Source organism: Paenibacillus sp. HJGM_3 (assembly GCF_045062745.1).
GTDB lineage: Bacteria > Bacillota > Bacilli > Paenibacillales > NBRC-103111 > Paenibacillus_AA.
Map to the genome: position 1 here is coordinate 19,210 of NZ_JBJGED010000014.1, position 19,451 is coordinate 38,660.

Annotated in this window: 18 protein-coding genes; 1 reads left to right on the forward strand and 17 read right to left on the reverse strand. The window is 54.1% G+C overall.

The window, feature by feature from the left end:
* Positions 1-23 precede the first annotated feature (23 nt).
* From ACI5FR_RS16495 to ACI5FR_RS16530, 8 genes are all read right to left on the reverse strand, one after another.
* The gene (locus tag ACI5FR_RS16495) at positions 24-1,355 is read right to left on the reverse strand and encodes an ABC transporter substrate-binding protein (RefSeq protein ID WP_405456170.1); all 1,332 of its coding nucleotides are present in this window, start codon (positions 1,353-1,355) and stop codon (positions 24-26) included.
* A gap of 42 nt (positions 1,356-1,397) precedes the next feature.
* Positions 1,398-3,884: a phosphodiester glycosidase family protein gene (locus tag ACI5FR_RS16500; RefSeq protein WP_405456172.1), complete on the reverse strand. Its 2,487-nt coding sequence runs from the start codon at positions 3,882-3,884 to the stop codon at positions 1,398-1,400.
* Positions 3,885-3,890: 6 nt separating this feature from the next.
* Positions 3,891-6,152 carry a phosphodiester glycosidase family protein gene (locus ACI5FR_RS16505; protein ID WP_405456174.1) on the reverse strand — a complete coding sequence of 754 codons (2,262 nt, stop codon included), beginning with the start codon at positions 6,150-6,152 and terminating at the stop codon, positions 3,891-3,893.
* A 13-nt stretch (positions 6,153-6,165) separates the two neighbouring features.
* Positions 6,166-7,794 carry an extracellular solute-binding protein gene (locus tag ACI5FR_RS16510; RefSeq protein WP_405456177.1) on the reverse strand — a complete coding sequence of 543 codons (1,629 nt, stop codon included), beginning with the start codon at positions 7,792-7,794 and terminating at the stop codon, positions 6,166-6,168.
* Between the two features lie 45 nt (positions 7,795-7,839).
* The gene (locus ACI5FR_RS16515; protein ID WP_405456179.1) at positions 7,840-8,721 is read right to left on the reverse strand and encodes a carbohydrate ABC transporter permease; all 882 of its coding nucleotides are present in this window, start codon (positions 8,719-8,721) and stop codon (positions 7,840-7,842) included.
* A 14-nt stretch (positions 8,722-8,735) separates the two neighbouring features.
* Positions 8,736-9,668 (reverse strand): ABC transporter permease, encoded by a 933-nt coding sequence (locus tag ACI5FR_RS16520; protein ID WP_405456181.1) that lies wholly within the window; start codon positions 9,666-9,668, stop codon positions 8,736-8,738.
* An 83-nt stretch (positions 9,669-9,751) separates the two neighbouring features.
* Complete coding sequence (locus ACI5FR_RS16525) at positions 9,752-10,930, reverse strand: ROK family protein (protein WP_405456183.1); 1,179 nt, start codon at positions 10,928-10,930, stop codon at positions 9,752-9,754.
* Between the two features lie 225 nt (positions 10,931-11,155).
* Positions 11,156-11,701 (reverse strand): YdcF family protein, encoded by a 546-nt coding sequence (locus tag ACI5FR_RS16530; RefSeq protein WP_405456185.1) that lies wholly within the window; start codon positions 11,699-11,701, stop codon positions 11,156-11,158.
* A gap of 199 nt (positions 11,702-11,900) precedes the next feature.
* Between ACI5FR_RS16530 and ACI5FR_RS16535 the strand changes: the two genes are divergently transcribed.
* Positions 11,901-12,644 carry a tyrosine-protein phosphatase gene (locus ACI5FR_RS16535; protein ID WP_405456187.1) on the forward strand — a complete coding sequence of 248 codons (744 nt, stop codon included), beginning with the start codon at positions 11,901-11,903 and terminating at the stop codon, positions 12,642-12,644.
* An 11-nt stretch (positions 12,645-12,655) separates the two neighbouring features.
* Here the strand turns inward: ACI5FR_RS16535 and ACI5FR_RS16540 are convergent, their stop codons facing one another.
* The 9 genes from ACI5FR_RS16540 to ACI5FR_RS16580 are packed head-to-tail and all read right to left on the reverse strand — an operon-like array spanning position 12,656 to position 19,284.
* The gene (locus tag ACI5FR_RS16540; protein ID WP_405456190.1) at positions 12,656-13,138 is read right to left on the reverse strand and encodes a hypothetical protein; all 483 of its coding nucleotides are present in this window, start codon (positions 13,136-13,138) and stop codon (positions 12,656-12,658) included.
* 26 nt (positions 13,139-13,164) lie between these two features.
* Positions 13,165-13,590 carry a hypothetical protein gene (locus tag ACI5FR_RS16545; protein WP_405456192.1) on the reverse strand — a complete coding sequence of 142 codons (426 nt, stop codon included), beginning with the start codon at positions 13,588-13,590 and terminating at the stop codon, positions 13,165-13,167.
* A 30-nt stretch (positions 13,591-13,620) separates the two neighbouring features.
* Positions 13,621-13,767 (reverse strand): hypothetical protein, encoded by a 147-nt coding sequence (locus ACI5FR_RS16550; protein ID WP_405456193.1) that lies wholly within the window; start codon positions 13,765-13,767, stop codon positions 13,621-13,623.
* A gap of 9 nt (positions 13,768-13,776) precedes the next feature.
* The gene (locus ACI5FR_RS16555; protein WP_405456194.1) at positions 13,777-13,926 is read right to left on the reverse strand and encodes a hypothetical protein; all 150 of its coding nucleotides are present in this window, start codon (positions 13,924-13,926) and stop codon (positions 13,777-13,779) included.
* A 25-nt stretch (positions 13,927-13,951) separates the two neighbouring features.
* Positions 13,952-14,857 (reverse strand): hypothetical protein, encoded by a 906-nt coding sequence (locus ACI5FR_RS16560; RefSeq protein ID WP_405456197.1) that lies wholly within the window; start codon positions 14,855-14,857, stop codon positions 13,952-13,954.
* A 31-nt stretch (positions 14,858-14,888) separates the two neighbouring features.
* A complete protein-coding gene (locus tag ACI5FR_RS16565; protein ID WP_405456200.1) occupies positions 14,889-15,860 on the reverse strand; it encodes a type II secretion system F family protein in 972 nt (323 codons plus the stop codon).
* Complete coding sequence (locus ACI5FR_RS16570; RefSeq protein WP_405456202.1) at positions 15,854-17,281, reverse strand: ATPase, T2SS/T4P/T4SS family; 1,428 nt, start codon at positions 17,279-17,281, stop codon at positions 15,854-15,856. Before ACI5FR_RS16570 ends, ACI5FR_RS16565 begins: the two co-directional genes overlap by 7 nt.
* On the reverse strand, positions 17,269-18,525 hold the full coding sequence (locus tag ACI5FR_RS16575) for a CpaE/TadZ family protein (RefSeq protein WP_405456203.1): 1,257 nt from the start codon (positions 18,523-18,525) through the stop codon (positions 17,269-17,271). The genes ACI5FR_RS16570 and ACI5FR_RS16575 overlap by 13 nt, the downstream gene beginning before the upstream one ends.
* Positions 18,526-18,564: 39 nt before the next feature.
* The gene (locus tag ACI5FR_RS16580) at positions 18,565-19,284 is read right to left on the reverse strand and encodes a CpaB family protein (protein WP_405456205.1); all 720 of its coding nucleotides are present in this window, start codon (positions 19,282-19,284) and stop codon (positions 18,565-18,567) included.
* Positions 19,285-19,451 lie beyond the last annotated feature (167 nt).

Genomic DNA, 19,451 nt, shown 5'->3' on the forward strand with positions numbered 1-19,451 from the left:
TCGCCTGGCCAAGGCCTTGTCGCCTATTTCATTTCTTCGCTTTGGATAACTTTATCCGCTTCCTCGTTCGCTTGGCGCAAAACCGTGTTGATATCCGCGCCCTCTACAACCATGCTCTTCTGGGCGTTGCCGAGAATGCTGTAAACCTTGGAATCGAATTCCGTGGACGGCGGCACCGGCGCCGGCTTCACTTTGAAAATGCCGGCCAAGTCTTTGCCTTCATACACCTTGGTGTCTTCCGCAAAATGAGTCCGCATTTCCGGGTTATTCAGCACGGTCAGGATGGTGCCCTTCTTATTCAAGCTTTCTTGCGTTTCATTCGCGATGATCGTCTCGATGACGCGATAGGCCGCTTCTTTGTTTTTCGCATTGGGCGGCACCAGGAAGGCTTGATACTCCGCTTCGCGGCCCACGCCGGGGCGATCGGCCATCGACGGGAATGCGCGAATGTCCCAATTGAGCGACGAGCCGGCTTCTTTCAGCGCCAGCACGCGGCTCGTTAAGCCTTGGATCCAGAACGGGATCATCGCCAGCTTCTGTTCCTTCAGCATGTAATCAAGACCGTACACGTACTTCTTCTTGTCGTCGACGTATCCCGGAATATCATACGACTGCTTGAACAGCGAGAAGGCCTTGACATAGCCCGGCGTCGTCAGCGCCGCTTTCTGCAGCTTGTCGTCCAGAGTTGAAAGCGACATAGCGCGAGTGATCGTTTTCGGGGCCCCAATATCCAGACCGATATATTGTACACCGTTATCGGAGCGGGTTAACTTTTTGGCGATATCGATGTATTGATCCCACGTCATGTTGTCGGTTGGGTAAGGCACGCCGAACTTATCGAAAATATCCTTGTTAATGACCATCGTGCCGTAGTTCATCGCATAAGGAATGCCGAATACCTCGCCGTTTTTCCCATACATCTTCATAGCGTTCACAATATCCGGATCCATGCGGCCGAGATCGATGTTTCGGCCCTTGATCGCATCGCGCAGGTCTCCGCCGAGGCCTACATCGAGGACGTCCGGCATATATACGTGCGTCGTGGCGATTAGATCCGGGATTTGACCGGAGGCCACCAGTTCGGCCAGATTAGCTGGCTTGATTTGCTCGATTTCGATGTTCGGGTACTTAGCCTTAACCGGGTTACCGAGCAAATTCGCCAAGTCGGCTTCGGTATTGATCGCGGCAGCATAGGAATAGAACGTGATTTTAACCGGATCCTTGGTGAAATTGTCCGCCACCTTGGCGGACGGTTCTGCAGTACTCGTCGACTTTTCTTCGTTCCCTCCACAGCCTGCCAGTACGGAGCCGATCAACACGACAACACATGTTAACACGAGTAAACGGTTCTTCACAGCTTCACTCTCCTAGAATAGGGATGAACAGCAGTTACAAAATTATTGAATATCAACCGACCACTCAGCCGCAGGGACAGAGGGATTCCCCGCTTTATCCTTCGCATAGAGCTTGATCTGCTGTTCGCCTACAGGAAGATCTTCCTGAGGCCGCCATTCCAGCCGACCCGACTCCGGCCGATAGTCCGGAATAACCGGAACGCGATTCAGCCACATCCTGATCGATGCGGGATCGATCCCGCTCTCTTCGTCTCTCACAATGGCAGATATGGTCGGCCGCCTATCTGCACACGGAACGTTCGGGGACGGGGTTAAGTCCGTAAAAACCGGTCCGGTCACGTCCTCTCGCAACGTGGTATACTCCGCCCTGAATTCGTCCAGATAGATGCTGCCGCTATTCTTGTTGGCATCGGTAGTCTCGAGCAAATAGATCTCACACACCCGAATCGGGTACGCAATCTGCTGCGGCAGCTCCGCACGGACGTACTTCCAATCATGCCAGTCCAATCCGCCGTCTTCGGTAAAATTTAAGTTGATGATCTGATGGAACGCGTCCCGAATCGCCACCCGGAGCCAATGATTGCCCCCGTCGCCATAGACCCAGAGACCAAGCCGCTTCGGGCTGCCGTCGATAAGAACGCCAAGCTGCTCCCGATCGTCCACCAACTTGACGCCCGCTCTGGACAATCCGACCTGACCGGTAAAATCGTAGCTAAGCATGCCCGCAAAAGTGCCGAACCGTACAGGCTTCGGTCTGGCTACCTTCGTGATTCTCACGGAACCTTCGACCGCGTTATGGGACGAAGCTCTCAGATTCTCAATCTGCTCGAAGCCGGTAATAACAAAGTGCGGTTTGCCGATAACCACCGTACATTCCGCTTCGATATCCCCGTGCTTGGCCGTTACAACCACGGGCCCACGGGTATTCCCGGCCATAAACACCCCCGGCTCCGTAACTGCTCCGTTCTGACCGTCAACCTTCCATTCCAATGCTTCGAAGGAGCATACCACATCGCTTCCGAGACTATCCTTGGCTGTAAAAATCAGCGGCGTGTTCTCTCCCACGTCAATGAGGGGGCTTAGCGCATGGAGCGATAATACCGATATCGCATCAGTCACTTCCACTTGAACGCGCTCGACCAAACCTTCATACCTGGCTTCCACCGTTCCACGGGCCTGGCAAGGTGAGGCCCTGAATCCCCCGTAGGCATCTAATCTCCCGATCTCGCCGGTTACGTACCATTGAATCTGCTCATGTTCGACCTCGATCGGATTCCAGTTGGCATCCACTCCACTAACCTTGAATGACGTCCTGCTTCCGGCAAGAATACACAGCGACGGGCCGTGAGAGATTAGCAGCCGGTTGAGACGGCCTATCGGTGCCCGGCTGTACAGAACGACGGCATTGCCGATACTTCTCTCGAATCCGTCCGAGGGGGAATTTTGGAGGCTGGGGTGCCGGTCCCCGGGCAGCCTAGCGTAAGCCGTCACCGATCCCCCGCCATCGAGATTCATCGCATCCCGCATACCGATCGACTGCAAGTAGGACGCACACTCAGCCAGTGTCATTCCGTCGGAATAACCGGGTTGTCTTCCGTCGATGACGATGAAGCTCAGTTTATCGTCGCTCAGAGCCGCAATCGTACGAGGATGTCGATCCAGGTTGCGGGATTGGGTGAAATCCAGGATCGATTCCTCGATCTCGCCGCCTCTCAACAACATCATGCCTAATGTAGAGTTGGCCGAGATGACCTGTACGGCATCGTTCACGCCTTGGTTATAGTCGATCGAGATCGTGAGCTCCATACCGCTCGTGACATGGAGGCGAACCCATTCCGCCTTCAGACCGAATGCGGCAATGACCAGACAGCCTCTTCGGATCGGGGAGTCGGACGCCATGTGAACGGATTCGACCACTCCTGTCACCGCTTGGCCCGGTACCAGGCGATCGCCCGAAAGGTCCTCCTCCCCGACGCGGACCACAATTTCCATTCCGCCTGCTTGAGTACGGGTGCTGTCGCCATACCGCCAGTTGTAGACAACTGCGTAATCGTCCTGTCGCGGATCGACAGAGCGGTTCACCGCATCGAGCGCCAATGGATCCGCGTCGTCATTCGTGCGCAGACTAGCATGCATCACAACGCTTTCTATAAGCCGATAGCCACCGGTGCTTAAGCTCGCCAACAAGGCTTTCGTTCGGGTCGGGGAAGTAAAGATTTCGCGACCGGCCATCTGCAGTCCGGACGGGGTTCCGGAATAGCTGAAGAAGTCTCCGTTCATGGCGGCTATCGCCTGGCCGTTCTCCCAGTTCCTATGCTGGTGCAGCAGGTGACCGACCGTTTCCAGCCGGTTCACCTTGCCGTGCGAGGACACGGGCACCCAATCGATCCACGATGAATTCCGCTCTACTTCAAGCCGATACACGGTTTCTCTTAAAGAGGATGCCGCGGCCACGCTTTTGCTGTACACGACTCCAGGGGCGAGGTGGAGTCTACGCTCTTCCGATACGCTCCATTTCTCCATGATCATCCGGTATCATTCCTTAGGCGTGTAGACGGCCGTAAAGTTATCGAAATATAACGTGCTGCTCGTTTTATTCCCGACGCTGCTCTCTTCCAAGGCGATATTGCGAATCTTGATCGGGAACACAGTGCCTACCGGTACCTGAAGCTCCACATAACGCCAACCGCTCCAGTTCAAACCGCCGATAGCCGTAAAGTTCCACAGTTTGTTCGCCTTATTGCCGTCCGTAATGCCAAGACGAAGATGATGCATCGTCTTATCTCCATAGACCCAAACCCCTAGACGCTCGGGCTTACCCGGAACAGGACGGCCTAGCTGACCGCGGTCATCGAGAAAATTGATGTAAGCCCCCGAAGTTCCCGTCGTTCCCGTAAAGTCGGTCGTAAACTTAGCTGCGTATTGACCGAATCGGACAGGAGCCGGTGGACCGACCAGGGTCACGGTCGTCGAGCCGGGTACCGTGCGCACTTCGGACGCCGTAATCCGGGCCCCGCTTTCGAAGCTTTCGATTACCGGCGATACCCCGATCTGAACCACGGCCTGAAAGGTAAAGGTTCCGTATTTCCCTGTAATCGTGCCGGATGAATTGCCGCTAGCCGCCGCTGTAAAGACACCTTCTTCATTGATCGTTCCGATCGACGGGTCTGCCGACCAGTCGATTTGGTCATTCGACAGCGCGATGCGACGACCGTCCGCAGCATAGGCACTTGCCGTCATCTTCATGCTCGCGCCGTTCTCCAAGACGAAATCGCGCGGAGTCAGCTTGATCCGATCGATCTGATCGGTCACGGTTACTTCCGCGGAGGCGGATATTTTCCCGCTCCGAGCTGTGACTGCGACTGTCCCGGTTGTCGGGCCCGCCGTCAAATACCCTTGGCTATCGATCTGTCCCGACGGGCCGGCAACCGACCATTCCAATTCATCGATCGGCACCGGATTGTAATAGCGATCCAGTCCTTTCGCCTCCAGCTTCACCTTGCTTCCGGGCGCCGCCAGAATCGGTGCTTCCGGCCGGATCACGATATTCTCCAGCTTTTTGTCCGACTTCTTCGGCAGGACCATAATCGAATTAGCCACGGTGCGCTCAATACCGTCGGACGGACGATTGAGCAAAGTCGGAAGTTCGTCGCCGGGCTGTCTCGCGTAGTAAGTGGAGGAGCCTCCGCCGTCAAGGTTGATCGCTTGATCGGCTCCCAACGATTTCAAATATTTCGCTCCCTCCGCCAACGTCAATCCATTCGAATGTCCCGGCTGCCTGCCGTCCACGACGACGATGAACAGTTTTCCATCCTTCGTGCCGAGCATCGTTCGCGGTTCGCGCGACGTATTCAGACTGTCGGCAGGATCGAGAATTTCCGCCGGAATCTCACCGTCCAGCAGTAAAACCTTGCCCAAAGTGGAGTTCCCCGAAATGACTTGCACGGCATCGTTAACGCCCTTATCGAAGGAAACGTCCATATGTACCGTCTCCCCAACCGCCAGATTCTGACGTACCCATTCTGCTTTCTCACCGGTAGCCGACAAAATCAGTTGATCCGGCAACAGTTCACTGTTATTCGCCGGCCTGATTGACACTACGGACCCTACAAGGCGCCTGCCCGCTTTCAATTGTCCGTCGTGGTTCTTGCCCTCGATGACGACTTCCACTCCTCCTGCCGGCACGTTGGTAGATTCGCCGAAGCGGGAATTGAACAGGAAGGCATGGTTCGTATGCGCGGCAGCCTGAGAACGGTTGATACTGTCCAGAACAAGCGATTCTCCCCCGGGCTTGCTAATCGTCGCGTTCATCGTCACCGAATGCTCGAGCTTTACGCGGCCATTTGGCAGCACCATAAGTAAAGTTTTAATCGTACTCGGCGAGATGATGATCTCCCCATCGGAGATTTGTAGACCGGAAGGCACCCCGACGGCAGTGAAGAAATCGCCGTTCACGGCAGCCGCGACCGGATGCCCCATTGCTTCCTGCTCCTGAAGCATATCGCCTACGCTTTCCCTTCCAAAGACCTCATTATGCAAGGAGAGCACTTTTAGATCGATGTTCGGATTTTGCGTGTCAATCTCCAAGACTTGCAGCGACTGCAGGGAATCGTATAAGTTCAGCTTCTTGCTGGAATGGGACACTCCCGGGGCCAGCATGTAGGATTGTTCTTCAATGACCTGACTACTCGAATCATTATCAGCGAAAGCGGCAGTTTGTGGCGCCAGCCACTGGGGTCCGCCTAGCAAAACCCCGGCGATCAGCAAAGATAGAAAACCCAATCCTATTTTTTTCATCCGTTTACCCTCCCTATTTGCTAGCGTTATACCGGTCATAGGCGGCCTTGTAAGTTTTCATATAGCGATCCAAGCCCATTCGGTTGAGCGTACTTACATATTGATCCCATGTGTCGAACGAAGCGGTGCCTGTAATGAACTTGGCCAGCATTTCCTTGACATAGTTCTCGATATCCGCTCCCATGGTCGACAACTCTTCCGTCTCTTCAATTGTATAGCTGAACGGCGCCCACACTTCGGCTGGGTAATTCGGCGCAAGTCGCTCGGCGGCCTTGATCGAATCCGGATGTCCTTCGGAGCCTTCGAAGTACTTTTGCTTGACGATAGCCGGGTAGGAGATCCCGCGCCATGTCATATACTTGGAGATCGCCGCCGTGAAGCTCAAGCCGTCCGGATTTTTATTGATCAAGTCCGTATATTTGACCGTTCCGTCCGGGGCTTCGGTATACGTGACATCCTTCACGCCCATGAAGAAGAGCTTGCTCCCCTCTTCGCCATAGAAATAGTCGATCCATCGAACGGTTTCCTCCGGATGCTTGTTCTTGTTTGTAATGACGAAGCCCCCGGTATTGACGAGCGCAGGCGTTACGTTGGAGAACAGCTTGTCTCCATGAGGACCAACAAGCGCGGGCAACCCGACGTAGTTATCCAGATTGTAAGCGGTCTTCGGGTTTGTAATGACCATGGAGCCGAATACGCCTTCGTTCGCTCTGGCTACGATCTGTTCCGCCTTGACCGTGTACAGATCCTGGTTGATCAACCCTTCCTTATACAGCTTGTTCAAAAACTGCAGCAGCTCTTTGTATCTCGGATCCGTCGGGATAAAGCGCAATTGCTTCGTTTCCGGGTTAAGATCGACGTAAGGGTGGCCGGTCCCTTTGTTGCCCAATCCGTACGCGCCTTTCAGGATGTTCACCAGAACAGCATCGCCGGTTACCTGAAGCGGGACCTCGTTCATTTTGCCGTCCCCGGACAGGTCGCGCTCCTTGACGGCTTTCAGATAATTGTAGAATTGGTCTATCGTTTGAGGCTCGCTCATGTTTACTTGCTGGAGGAACTTGTTGTTGATCCAGAGCTTCGAGCCCGAGAGGACGGATTTGAATTGAGGATCGAAAATTCTAGGGAAGGAATAAATTTTCCCGTCGGGCATCGTGATACCTCTCTTGATATCCGGATAAGTCTCCATCAGCTTCTTGAAGTTCGGGGCATACTTGTCGATCAAGCTGTTCAGAGGGATGAACGTGCCCTGCTGGCCGTACATAATCAGATCACGGGTAGAAAGTCCGGAGGAATGCAGCGCATCCGGGTATTCTCCCGAAGACAGCGCCAGATTGCGTCTTTCCGCAAGGGCGGTCGTATTGACCATTTGCCATTTGATATCGATATTCGTCTTCTTCTCATATTCGTTGTAGACGAGCACATCGTTCCAATCCAAGGAGTAGGCGCTGGGTGCGAAGAAGGTCATCGAGATCGGTTCTTTGACGATAGGAAATCCATTGGGATTCAGATTCGAATTCTGACTCGGCTCCTCCTTCTTCTCTTTGTCTTTTGTTCCATCCGTTTCACCGGAGCTGCAAGCCGTAAACGCCAGAATCGAGCTGAGCAACGCCAGCAGCACAATGGATTTTCTTTTTTTCCCCATCTGACCACACATCCGTCCTTTTAAGATTATTTACTATAAAGGGCATTACCCCTTTATCGCCCCGATCATAATCCCCTTGATGAAGTACTTCTGCAAAAACGGATAGAGGATGAGTACCGGAAGATTCGCAACGATGACGACCGCATACTTTAACGCTTCCACCTGCAGCGCATATTCGATACGCGAATCATCCGCCAGAGAGGCCATGTCTCCCACGTCGTTCTGGATCAAGATCTCCCTTAGAATGATCTGCATCGGGAACTTGCTCCGGTCGTTCAAATAAATCAGCGCGTTAAAAAAGGCGTTCCAGTGACCAACGGCATAAAACAAAGTCATGACCGCGAGAATCGGCGTGGACAGAGGCAGTACGATACGAAGCAGGATTTTGAGGTTGCTGCAGCCGTCGATCGCGGCGGATTCTTGAATTTCATAAGGAATGCTCACTTGGAAGAAGGTTCTCATGATGACGAGATTCCAGACCGATACCGCTCCGGGTATGACGAGCGCCCAGATGGAATTGAGCATCCCCAGGTCCCGGACCAGCAGATACATCGGAATTAAGCCGCCGCTGAAAAACATCGTGAAGACGACAAAGGCGGTTATCGCATGGCGCCCGTAAAAGTCTTTTCTGGACAGCGGATACGCAGCCATGATCGTCATAATCAGGTTGATGGCGGTTCCTACCACGGTATAAACAATCGTGTTCCAATAGCCATGCAGGATGGCCGCGTTCTGCAGGACGGTCTTATAAGCTTTTAACGTTGCGCCTTTGGGCCACAGCCATACATCGCCTCTTAATATAGCGGCCGGATCGCTGATAGATGCGCTAAGCACATAGATGAGCGGATACAGAACCGCGACCAGCACGATGCCGAGAAGCATGTAATTTACGGTATCGAATAAGCGATCTTCCACACGTCGGACCATCGTCTCCTCCCCTCCTACCAAAGACTCGTTTCGTTTACTTTTTTGGCGATATAATTGACCACGATCAGCATGAGGAACACGATGACCGAATTGAATAACCCTATCGCGGCGGAGTAGCTGTATTGGGCCCCAAGAATCCCCGAGCGGTATACGTGAGTCGCGATTACATCGGAAGCCTCCATGTTCAACTGATTCTGCATCAGGAACACTTTCTCGAAGCCGACGCTCAGCAGCCGTCCTACATTCAAGATCAGCAGGATGACGATCGTAGGCGTGATCCCGGGCAGATTAATGTGCCAGATTCGGCGCATTCGGCTCGCTCCGTCTACCTTGGCCGCTTCATGCAGCTCGGGATTGATCCCTGCAAGCGCTGCCAAATAGATAATGGATCCCCACCCCATGTGCTGCCAGGTGCCGGAGAGGACGTAAATCGTTTTGAACCAAGCCGGTTCGGTCATGAAGGAGATCGGCCCAAACCCGAACAAGCGGAGCAAATGATTGACAAAGCCGGCATCCGGAGATAGAAACAAGAACAAGATGCCGACAAGCACTACGGTTGATAGAAAATGAGGAGCATATGTAACGGTTTGAACGATGCGCTTGAAGAAGCTATGGCGGATTTCGTTAATCATCAGCGCGAGCATAATCGGGATCGGAAAGCCAACGACCAGCTCATACAACCCGATGCCCAGCGTATTCTTGATCAACCTCCAAAAATAAAAGCTTTCAAAAAATCGCTCGAAATGCTTGAACCCTACCCACGGGCTGCCGGTTATGCCTTTCGTAGCGATAAAATCCTTAAAGGCGATCGTGACGCCATACATCGGAAAATACTCGAATACCAAAAAGTAGGCAATGATAGGAACAATCAGCAAGTATAAGTCATAGTTCTTCCGAATTAGCTTCCACCTAAATTTGGCTTTTGAACCGAATCCCTTTCCTATCATAGGCAGCCCTCGTTTACAATATATTAATAAATCAAATGGATTTACTAATTGGCTATGCGAGGGTGGAATTTCTCCACCCCTGCCTATATTCCTTGCACCAACGTATCCAGAGGGACGTCGTAAAAGTGGTTCATCACCAGCCCTACCGCGGAAGCGGATTCGGTCGGAGTCTTCGGCAAGCAAATGATGTTGACTTTGCGGCACGTTTCCGGAATCGTATGCATCACCGATTTTTGGATAGCCGATAAGAAGGGCTCCCCCAGTACATCGAACATCATTCCCGTCAGGAGCACGTGATCCGGATTGAGCAGCGTAATGATATTGCTAATCGCCATCGTCACCGATGTTTCTACACTCGTATATAACTGAACCGCATGCGGATCGCGCTTCTCGTACAAGTCACGCAGCTGCTCGACGCTGTAGCCTGCGTTGTGCTTCAACCCGCTTACGGACGCTAATGTGGTCAAGCATCCTCTGCCGCCGCAATGACAGTCATACGCCTCTTTTCCCATAAAGGACTTGTAGTGCCCGATCTCCCCAGCGACATGGTTGGAGCCGGCGTGAAGCTGCTTGTTGAAGACAATCGCTCCCCCCACCCCGGTGTCCAGCTTGATCGTGACATTGTTCTGGGAATCGGAGAGCCTGCCGTTCAAATTCTCGGCCAGTGCCAGCAAGTTCACGTCGTTCTCGAGATAGACCGGAATGTCGTACTCCTCTTCCAATCGCTTTTTAAGAGGGAAGTTGCGCCACCGCAAGCCGGAGGAATAGAGGACGATCCCTTGCTTGGAATCGACGAGGCCTTGAATACTGCAGCCGATTCCGTTCAGCTTGGCATGCTCGGGCACGTGCTCCAGCAACTGATCGATCACTTGACGGGCATATTCGATCGTGCCTTCCTCATCCTGATATTCGGACACCTCGATTTCGATCTCTTTAATTATATGCCGGTTGAAATTCATCAAGGTTCCTTTGATATAAGTGACGGAGATTTCAATCCCGATCGCGAGCAGCTTCTCGCTTTGGATGACGAGCGGAATCGGTCTGCGTCCGCTGTTGCTGGCGATCGGATGCTTTTCTTTCAATAAGCCTTCATCGAGCAGCCGGTTTACAATATTCGTAATCGTTTGTTGAGTCAGCCCTGTCAGCTCCGACAGCTGTACTCTGGAGACGGAGCCATGCGTAAAGATGATTCTCAATACTTTTTGCTGGTTGATCGACTTCAGCAGCTTGCTGCCTATCGGTTTCTTCGTAGGAGGTGCCATATTACCGCCCTTTCTGACAGATTCAGAATGTTTAAGCGCTTCACCGCACGAAAGTGTGAAACAAGGCATCGGAGCAAACGCTTCCTGAATCGGCATAATAAGCTACCACTTAGGACGAACCCGCCTCTCCGAAATGCTTCGATAAAAGCTTATTTTACCCCTTGCAACCCTCTGTTTACAATTAATTAATAAATCAATTTGATTAAATACAGATACACTGTCATCTTACAAGTTCGTTTCGGATCTGTCAACAGATTTCATCTCGTTTGCCACCCTTATTCGGCTCCTGGCTTCGGCCACCCAAGTACGGGTGATACGGAAGGCTCGGATTTCCAGCCACGACGGCTTCCACTGCTTGACGATCACCCTTATGCTGCGTCTGGCATAAAAATAGGCAGGGATGTTCAGTTGCTTGGCGATATACCGCATTCTGCGAATATGAAACGAATTCGAGATGATCGTGCATGTCTGTATCCCGTAACCGTCCATGATTCGTTTGCAGTATACAAGATTATCAACGGTATTTTGAGACTGGTTCTCTACCAGAATGCAACGCTCTTTCACTCGATGCTGGACGAGATACTCTTTCATTATATCCGCTTCCGTTCGGGTGGATGTGACCGCCCCTCCGGACACGATAATATATTGGTAGTGATGCTTCCTCCATAAATCCAGTACGGTATCGAGTCTTTCCTGGAGCAGCGGATGAATGCGATCCCCGTCACAGCGATAGCCCAATATGATCAAGGCGTCCGCATCCGTTGCCCTCATCAAGCTCGCATGCATCCAACAAAAGAATAATAAAGGGGTGCCCACTAGCAACAAGGCTGCGATTAAGAACTGCATAACCAAATCAAATCAAATCCCTTCTTTACTAAATCAACTTGATTAAGTACAATCATATAAGCGCTGCCTCATTTTTACAAGTACTAATTCAAAGATTGACTCTTATCAAGGGAGGGAACCTGGTTTGATCGATATTCACAGTCATATCTTAGCGGGAATCGACGACGGAGCGAAAGATTTGGAGGAATCGGTGGAAATGGGCCGGCTCGCCCACCAGGACGGGATTCGGTATATTTTCGCCACCCCGCATTTTACGGACACGATGATTAATGACTGTGATACCGTCGTGCGTAGGATCGGTACGCTGCAACGGGAATTGGATGAGCTGGGCATTCCGGTGCGTGTGCTCCCGGGAGCCGAGGTCCGACTATGTAGCTATGAATTTGTGATAGAGTATGCGAAACGCGAGACGTTTAGTTACTTGGTTGGCAGCCGGAAGTTCGTCTTAGTTGAGGAAAGATGGACAGACTATGAATCCGACAGCTTGCGGATCATGGAGTGGTTCCTGGACCGGGAGATTCAACCGGTTATCGCCCATCCAGAGAGGCACGCGTTCTTCCGGAAAGATCCGGCGCTGTTGACCGCCTTGATCGACGCCGGTGCCTGGACCCAAGTGACCGCAGACAGCCTGCTCGGCAAAAACAATGCGGAGGCACAGCAATTCAGCCGCTGGATGATCGAGCGTAGTCTCGTACATACACTCGCTACGGACGCTCACAATGTAACCAGAAGGCCCAATCTGTCCGACGGGTTTCGGATGATTGAAACCTGGGCCGGTCTGGAACAGGTGGAGGCGATTAAAGAACGAATGCATCAATTCGTGCCGCCGTCCCTCACGAATGAACATTCGCCGAGCGTCACCGCTTGACTGTTGTCTTTTCAATACACCAGCTCGGCTACGCCTTTCACCGTCCACTCGATCGGGCTGACTACGCGGAACAGCCTAGGGTAGCGCAGCCGGATCATGAGCACCACGGCAGGCCGGTTCAGCGTGACGGAATAGCCGTAAGCCGCATTCGTGTATGTATAGGGAAACGTCGCCGTTTCGTTCACAATGTCGAACACGACGACGTCCATTCCCGCTCGCCAGTAGCTATCGGCCAGCGGCTCTCCTGCCGCATCCAGCTTCAGATTGCTGCGCAAATAGGAGAGCGCGGCCGCTTCCGCCCGGAGGGGATCGATCGAGACGATCCCCTCCGTCAGCTTCAGGGGGTCGATCTGCTGAGCCGCGGCATGAGCGGCGCGGTTCACCGCGCGCTTGCCCTCGAAGAATGCCTGCATCGCCCTCTGTTCATCCGTCTGCAAGGCGTTCATCACCGCTACATACGAGATTAAGAGCACAAACCCGAGAAATTTGTACATCGACACTCCTCTCGCCATGTCCGCCCCTACGGGACATACTCGCTCATTTTCATACCCGACGCCGCCATTCGCGATCCGGCCGGAGGCGGGGTCACCCGGATGAGCCGGTCGATCTCGAACAACCGCTCATACGGATAGCTGATTCGCAGGCTGATTCCGACTCCCCGCTGCACGGGAGCAGACGGGTTCGTCCCCTCTACTCCGCTTGTCGTTTGCACATCGTATTGCAGCAGAGCCGGATTGAAGCCGATCTGCTGAAGACGCTGCTTGGATGCGAGGACGGCCGCACTGTCGATATAGCCGTGCACCCCGTTCGCCCCCTGCTCCAACAAATAATCGACCTCCTTTTGCAGAACCGCATTGCGTACCATCAGCACATGCTTATACGCAGGCGAGAACATAAGCCAGCACAGCATCGTCGCGAACAGCACGAACACTAGGATTTGCTTCATTCCAGGCCCCCTCATGCGTTCCTTACACGCCTATGGATCGATGGACTGGATGGATGCGCCCACGACTTGGCCGCGAGTGCGCACCATCGCTTTCGTCCCGTTCCCGCCTCCGATTGTGGCATTGTAGATGAGCACGATGACCGCCAGCAGCAGGCAAGTCATCAACAGCTGCTTCATCGTCCGTTCCTACGGAACGAGCGTAGTGACGTCGTTGTTGGCCTGGGTACCGTGGGTCTGAATGTTCCGTCGCATTCCCGTATTGTTGTTATTCACAATGCTGGTGAACAGCAGCGCTACTACGATCAGCATCATGACCGTAATCAAAATATTCCTCAATCGACCTCATCCTCTCGACATTCGTTTATTGTAGAGTCTGAAACAGCTTCTGGCCTTCCATGACCCAAGGGTAAATAAAAATCCGGAACGTATTCATAATCGGCAGCCCCGCGAGCACGAACAACACGTACGAGGTCGTTTCCTTCCGGCTGTCCTTGGCCAGCTCGAGCTTCTCCTTGTAATCCCGAATGCGCGTGCGAAGCAAAGCGTAATAGCTGTCGCTCTCGTACAGGCGCATCGAATTGACCGTCTCGGCGAAGCTGTAGGCTTCATCGGTACCGAGCCGTTCTTTGAAACGGCGGATCGCTTGATCGGCCCCCGAATACCACTCGTTCAGGAGCAGTTGGACGTCGCCCCGAATAATGCGAGTGAAGGGAAGACAGCGGGCCAGCTTCTGATGCAGGCTTTGCTTCGAACCGTTGTAATAGAGCAGTTGGTTGCTGAGCGCGTAAATTTCCTTCATGATGAGCTGCCCGCGCTGCTTGCCGATCGACTCCAGCAGCATCCGGTCCGCACTGGCGAACACGAGGACAATCGCGCCGACCAGCATGACGTACACCGGCTGAACGAGCCCTTCCCAGACGTGCAGCCGCCACATGGCCGTGCCGGCGCCTAGAAGAATGCATGCGAACGCCAATGCGACACGCCGGCCGATTTCGAGTCCCACCGGGTCCGCTTGGAACCCGCTCCTCGCGAGCAGTTGCCTTCTATGCTCCAAGGCCGGCGAATCGAGCCGAATCCCCAGCACCTTCAGCCAACCGGCCGGATAATCTTTTCGCCGGAGCAGCTTGTTCCACTTCAGCACGGGCCACCGGCCCCTTCTGCGCGGCCATGCGGCCAGGAGCTTGTACAGCGCCACGAATACCAGGACGAACAAGGCCGCCAGACTCAATTGCTCCAACCAAAACCATTGCAGGGCAACGGTATTCATGCCACCATCTCTCTCCTTTCTTCTGACTTCCCTACATGCGGCGAATCGACAAGTAAATGCCCATCAGGAACGATCCGAAAATGAGCATGCCGCCATCCAGTACCATATTGCGGCCCGCCGCATCCTCCACATAGTAGTGCCAGGCATTCGTAAAATTCAGCTTGAAGTTGATGCCTAAGAATAGGATTAGGAATAAGATCGAGGTAAAGCTGGCGAGACGAATTTCTAGCAGCCGGTTGCGCTCGGCTTGATCCGCTCTCTGTGCACGGCGCATATCGTCGATGAGTTCCTTGAGACTGTCTCCGATTTCATTGCCTTCGGTCAGGCCGACTCTCATTATGTTGGCAAAATAAACGGCCCAAGCATGTCCCAGCGTAACCGTCAAAATCCGGAGGCTGTCGTCAACGCTGCGGCTCGTCGTTAAGTTGTGGTGCAACTGCTCGAAAACCGCCTTCATCGGGTAGAGCATCCGGCTCTCCTCGAGCGAGATTCGCAACGCCGTTCGGATGTTGCGCCCGCCGGAGACGAGATAGTATTGATAGAACAATTCGACCGCGGGGAGAAATTCCAATCTCGCCCGCATCTGCAACGTTAAGAGCTTCATTCGTAGAATCACGTACGGCATAGCGCCCAGTAAAATACAGAACGAAACGATGCCTTTTATGCTATGGAACAAAAGCGCTCCAGTCACCACGCCGCCTACGGCAAGGAGCACCGTCATGTACAAAAACCAGCCGATGGACATCCTCGAACCGATAGATTCGAGCATATCGGTCAGATGCCGGTGAAGCCCATTGTATCGCGTCATGTAGCGGGTAAGCTTGTTCGACCACGTCGATTCATGTACGTAAGCGAGCCTATAGCGTGCGGTCGAACGCCGGATCATCGTCTGCAGCAGCGTTCGTGCGGACAAGTAGAGGAGCAGGAATAGGACCGTTATGAATCCGACCTGTACGATCATGAAAAATACAGGCTCTTGCGGTGCACCGAACCACGTCAGCACGATTCGATCAATCCCATCTCCTGCAGTCTCGCATTGCCTTCCGGATCCAGCCTGCGAATTCGGGCCGCCGCCCGAGCCGACAGACGGTCCAGGTACTGCCATGCATCCGCCGCATAGTCGTACCGGACAATATCCCTGACCCGCACCGCCCCTTCCACGTACTCATACTCCCCGATTCGCAGCAGCTTGCGCTTGCCGTTCACGAGGCCCATCTCCAGCCCGATCTGCGTCACGTATTCCGTAATCCGCTTCGTCAGCCGGTCCGGGTTCATCCCGCGCCGGTCGAGCATGCACATGTCGGTAATCGCATCCGGCACATCCTCCAGCTCGTTCACATGCACGGAAGTGATGCTGCCCTCATGCCCGCGCGTACAAGCCCGGACATACAGATTCGCGTCGTCGTCCCGAATTTCGGCGTGACAGATTCGCTTCGGCGATTGCCGCAGCGCCAGCTTGAACGCTTGGCCGCCCGAATGGACCCGATCTTCTTCATCGACCTCGTACTCAATGATGTTCTTGTTCGGAAAATCGCGCTTCAGCATGAGCTCGAACCGGGACTCGATCGTGATCAGCCGTTCGGAATCGGGCAGCTCGGCGATCAGCGCCTTGATCAAATTCGTCTTGCCGGAATTCGTCGGCCCGGTAACGACCATATTGAAGCTGCTGCGCAGCATCGTAAGCAAAATGAAGCTCATCGGCTCGGTCATCGTGGCGTATTCTTCCCGGCAGAGCGTACTAAGATTGAAGTAATTCATTGTATAAAACCGGATTGTGAGCGTGGGCTCCGCCGTGAAACCGAACCCGGTCAGCGTCACCCGGGACCCGTCCTTCAGGGCCACCTCCGCCCAACGCTTGCGCGGGTTGATCACTTCGTTGTTGAACAAGACGAGATTTTGCTGAATGCGCTCCACGTCGCGAATCGACTGAAACTTGTAGATCGACGGAATCGCCCGCCCTTGTCGGACCTCGAAGATGTCTCTGCCTACGACTTGGATCTCCTCCAGCCCTTCCCGGTTTTTCAGGATCAGCTCCAGGATATTCAGGCCGATCACTTCGGCGAACACCGCCTCCGCTAATGTCGCGTACAGCTTGCCGGGAGGTTGAACATGCGTCAGCCGCTTCTTCGCCAGCTGATCGTTCACAATCGCGAGGAATTGTCCCCGTTCCTGCTCATATCCGAGCACCGCCCGATTCAAGGCTTCGCTATACTGCTGCTTCTCCTGCTCCGTGCGGCCGCGCGACGCCGTGAGTACGCCCCGAATCTCTTCCACGCATTGCTCGAATTCCGATAAGCTGCGTACCGTAGCCTCCTGCTCGCGGTCAGCAGCCGGATCTGCCGGATGGCTCGTCGCGGCCGAGTAAGCCAACAGGGAGAATTTCGTTTCCGGCGGCACGCCGTCGACTGCGCTCAAGCCTCCCACTTCGTAGTCCTCCCTTTTCCATGGAAAATACCGAGGGCGTCCCATAAGCGGCGAAAGGTGGAAGGCGAAGCGGTGACGGGCTTCCGGTTCAACTGATGGTACCGGATAATCGCGTCGGCGATTTCCCTCAGCTCCTTCTCGATCGGATGCGGCTGCAGCAGCAGGTCGACGAGCTTCCCTTGGTTCAAATAGTCCGATACAGCCGGATAGCGATGGACTTGTCCGAATACATGAAGTCCGGTTTCCCGGCGAATGTCCTTCAGCCGGAGCGCACCCGCTCCCCCTTGCTTGTCGGTCTGGGTAACGATGAGGTCGAACGCCGAAGGCATTAGACCGAAGGATGCGCTCAGGCTGTGCAGCCACCGGTTCGTATCCTCCTGAAAATGCGCCAGCTCGTTCGTCGTGATCCAGTACTTGCTGTCCGCCTCGAGCATTGCCCCGAGCGTCCCCGCATTGTCCCAATAGGCATTCGCCTCCACGACGCACAGGTCGAACGCCGATCGGGCGATTTTCAATAAATGGGCGATGTCCTCCAGCGTGAAATACTCCGCCTGCTCCCGGATCATATTGCCGTACAGCACCTGCAGCTGGGCTACGCCATGGACGGATTCGCACGCCTGGAGCAGTCTTTCGGGGGTCAGGCTCTTCGAGCGCAGCTCCGCCCGCAGGTGGTCGAGCGTAGTGCCCGGGCGTTCGCGGCCCAAATACCGATGCAGCTTGGAGCTCTTCAGGTTCAAGCAAATGTAGCCGATCCGATGCGTCGTCTGCCGGGCCAGCTGCACCGCCGTTCCGAACGAGATGAGAGTCGTACCGATGTTCGGCGTCGATCCGATGAACAAAAGAAGCTTCGAGCCTCCCATCCGCAGAACAGGCGGAATGCCGATCATATGCTCCAGCAGCTGCTGCACGATCATCTCCTTCGTCCGGTGGGGCGACACCCAGAAGTAGCCGTTCGCGAGGCAAGTCTTCATCCAACGCTCGTTCAACTGCCGGTTGTGATGATCGCTTAGTAGCACCGAGATCAGCACGCTCGGTTGCCGCTCCTTCAAGCTCTCCACATACTCGCCGAACGAACTGAAATCGAAGTATCGATCGGACAGCACGACGTGCTGAATATCCTGCCGCTCTATGGCGCTCAACAGCTCATGAGGCTCCGTGTAGGCATCAAACCGGGTATCTCCTCCTTTTCGGTTCGTCAGCCACCTTTGATTCAGATCGTCGTCCTTGGACAACAAGACCAGCATGAGCGCTTCACCTCCTCCTTTATGATTCGAGTCATCCTGTTAAGGCTTCCTCAAGTTATCCTCTCCCAGCGCGTATGATGCGGTCAGCGCGATGACGAGCTTCGCCTTCTTCGTCTTGCAATACCCGTCGATCGTGAGCCATTCCTCCCCCGTCAGATTCAGATTGATCTGATCGATCGTCCCGTTGGCCTCCCTCCTGGAGGCGTACATGCGCTCCGCGTCGGAATTAAGCTTGGACGTCAGGTTGGAGTTCTTCGGATTGTCCACCTCAATGTTGGCGGACGACTTCACCGAAGCGACCGTAATCGCACGGTCGAACAGCTGGCGCGACTCCCCCTCTCCACCGGAAATGTAAAGCTCCACCTGATCGCCGGCTCGTATACCGCCTGACAGCGATAGGATGTATTCCTTGGGGATGTGAAACGTGGATTGAGTCCGATTGGGGAGAAGGTGGAAGCGGTCCACCTTCCACTGCAGAATCGGCTCTTGCGTACCGAGCGGCACAACGGCTTCTCCTCCGACGATGGCGGACAGCTCCGTGACCATGCCTTCTTGGAAGGCACCGGCGACGATCGGCATCGCCTCTACCATGTCGGACGTGATCATCGTGCCGGAAGGGATGAAGCTCTTCGGTACGAGGATGCTTACGGTTTGCTGCAGCTCCACCTGCTTCACTTGAAGCACGTACACTCCATAGACAAGCGCCCCGGCTAGAAGGGCTGCCGTCAGGCTGATGAGCAGGCTTCGCTTTCGATTCATCGGTTTCACCTCCAGAACTGCGATCGACGACAAAAAGGACGCAAAACTGTACAGGCCGTGAAAGCCTGTAAGTTTGCGTCCTTCGCAAACGAATGCAGTGAGAATTGTAGGGTTAATATATCATATTTGTTTGATATTGTAAATTACTTTTTGCGACATGGTCCGTC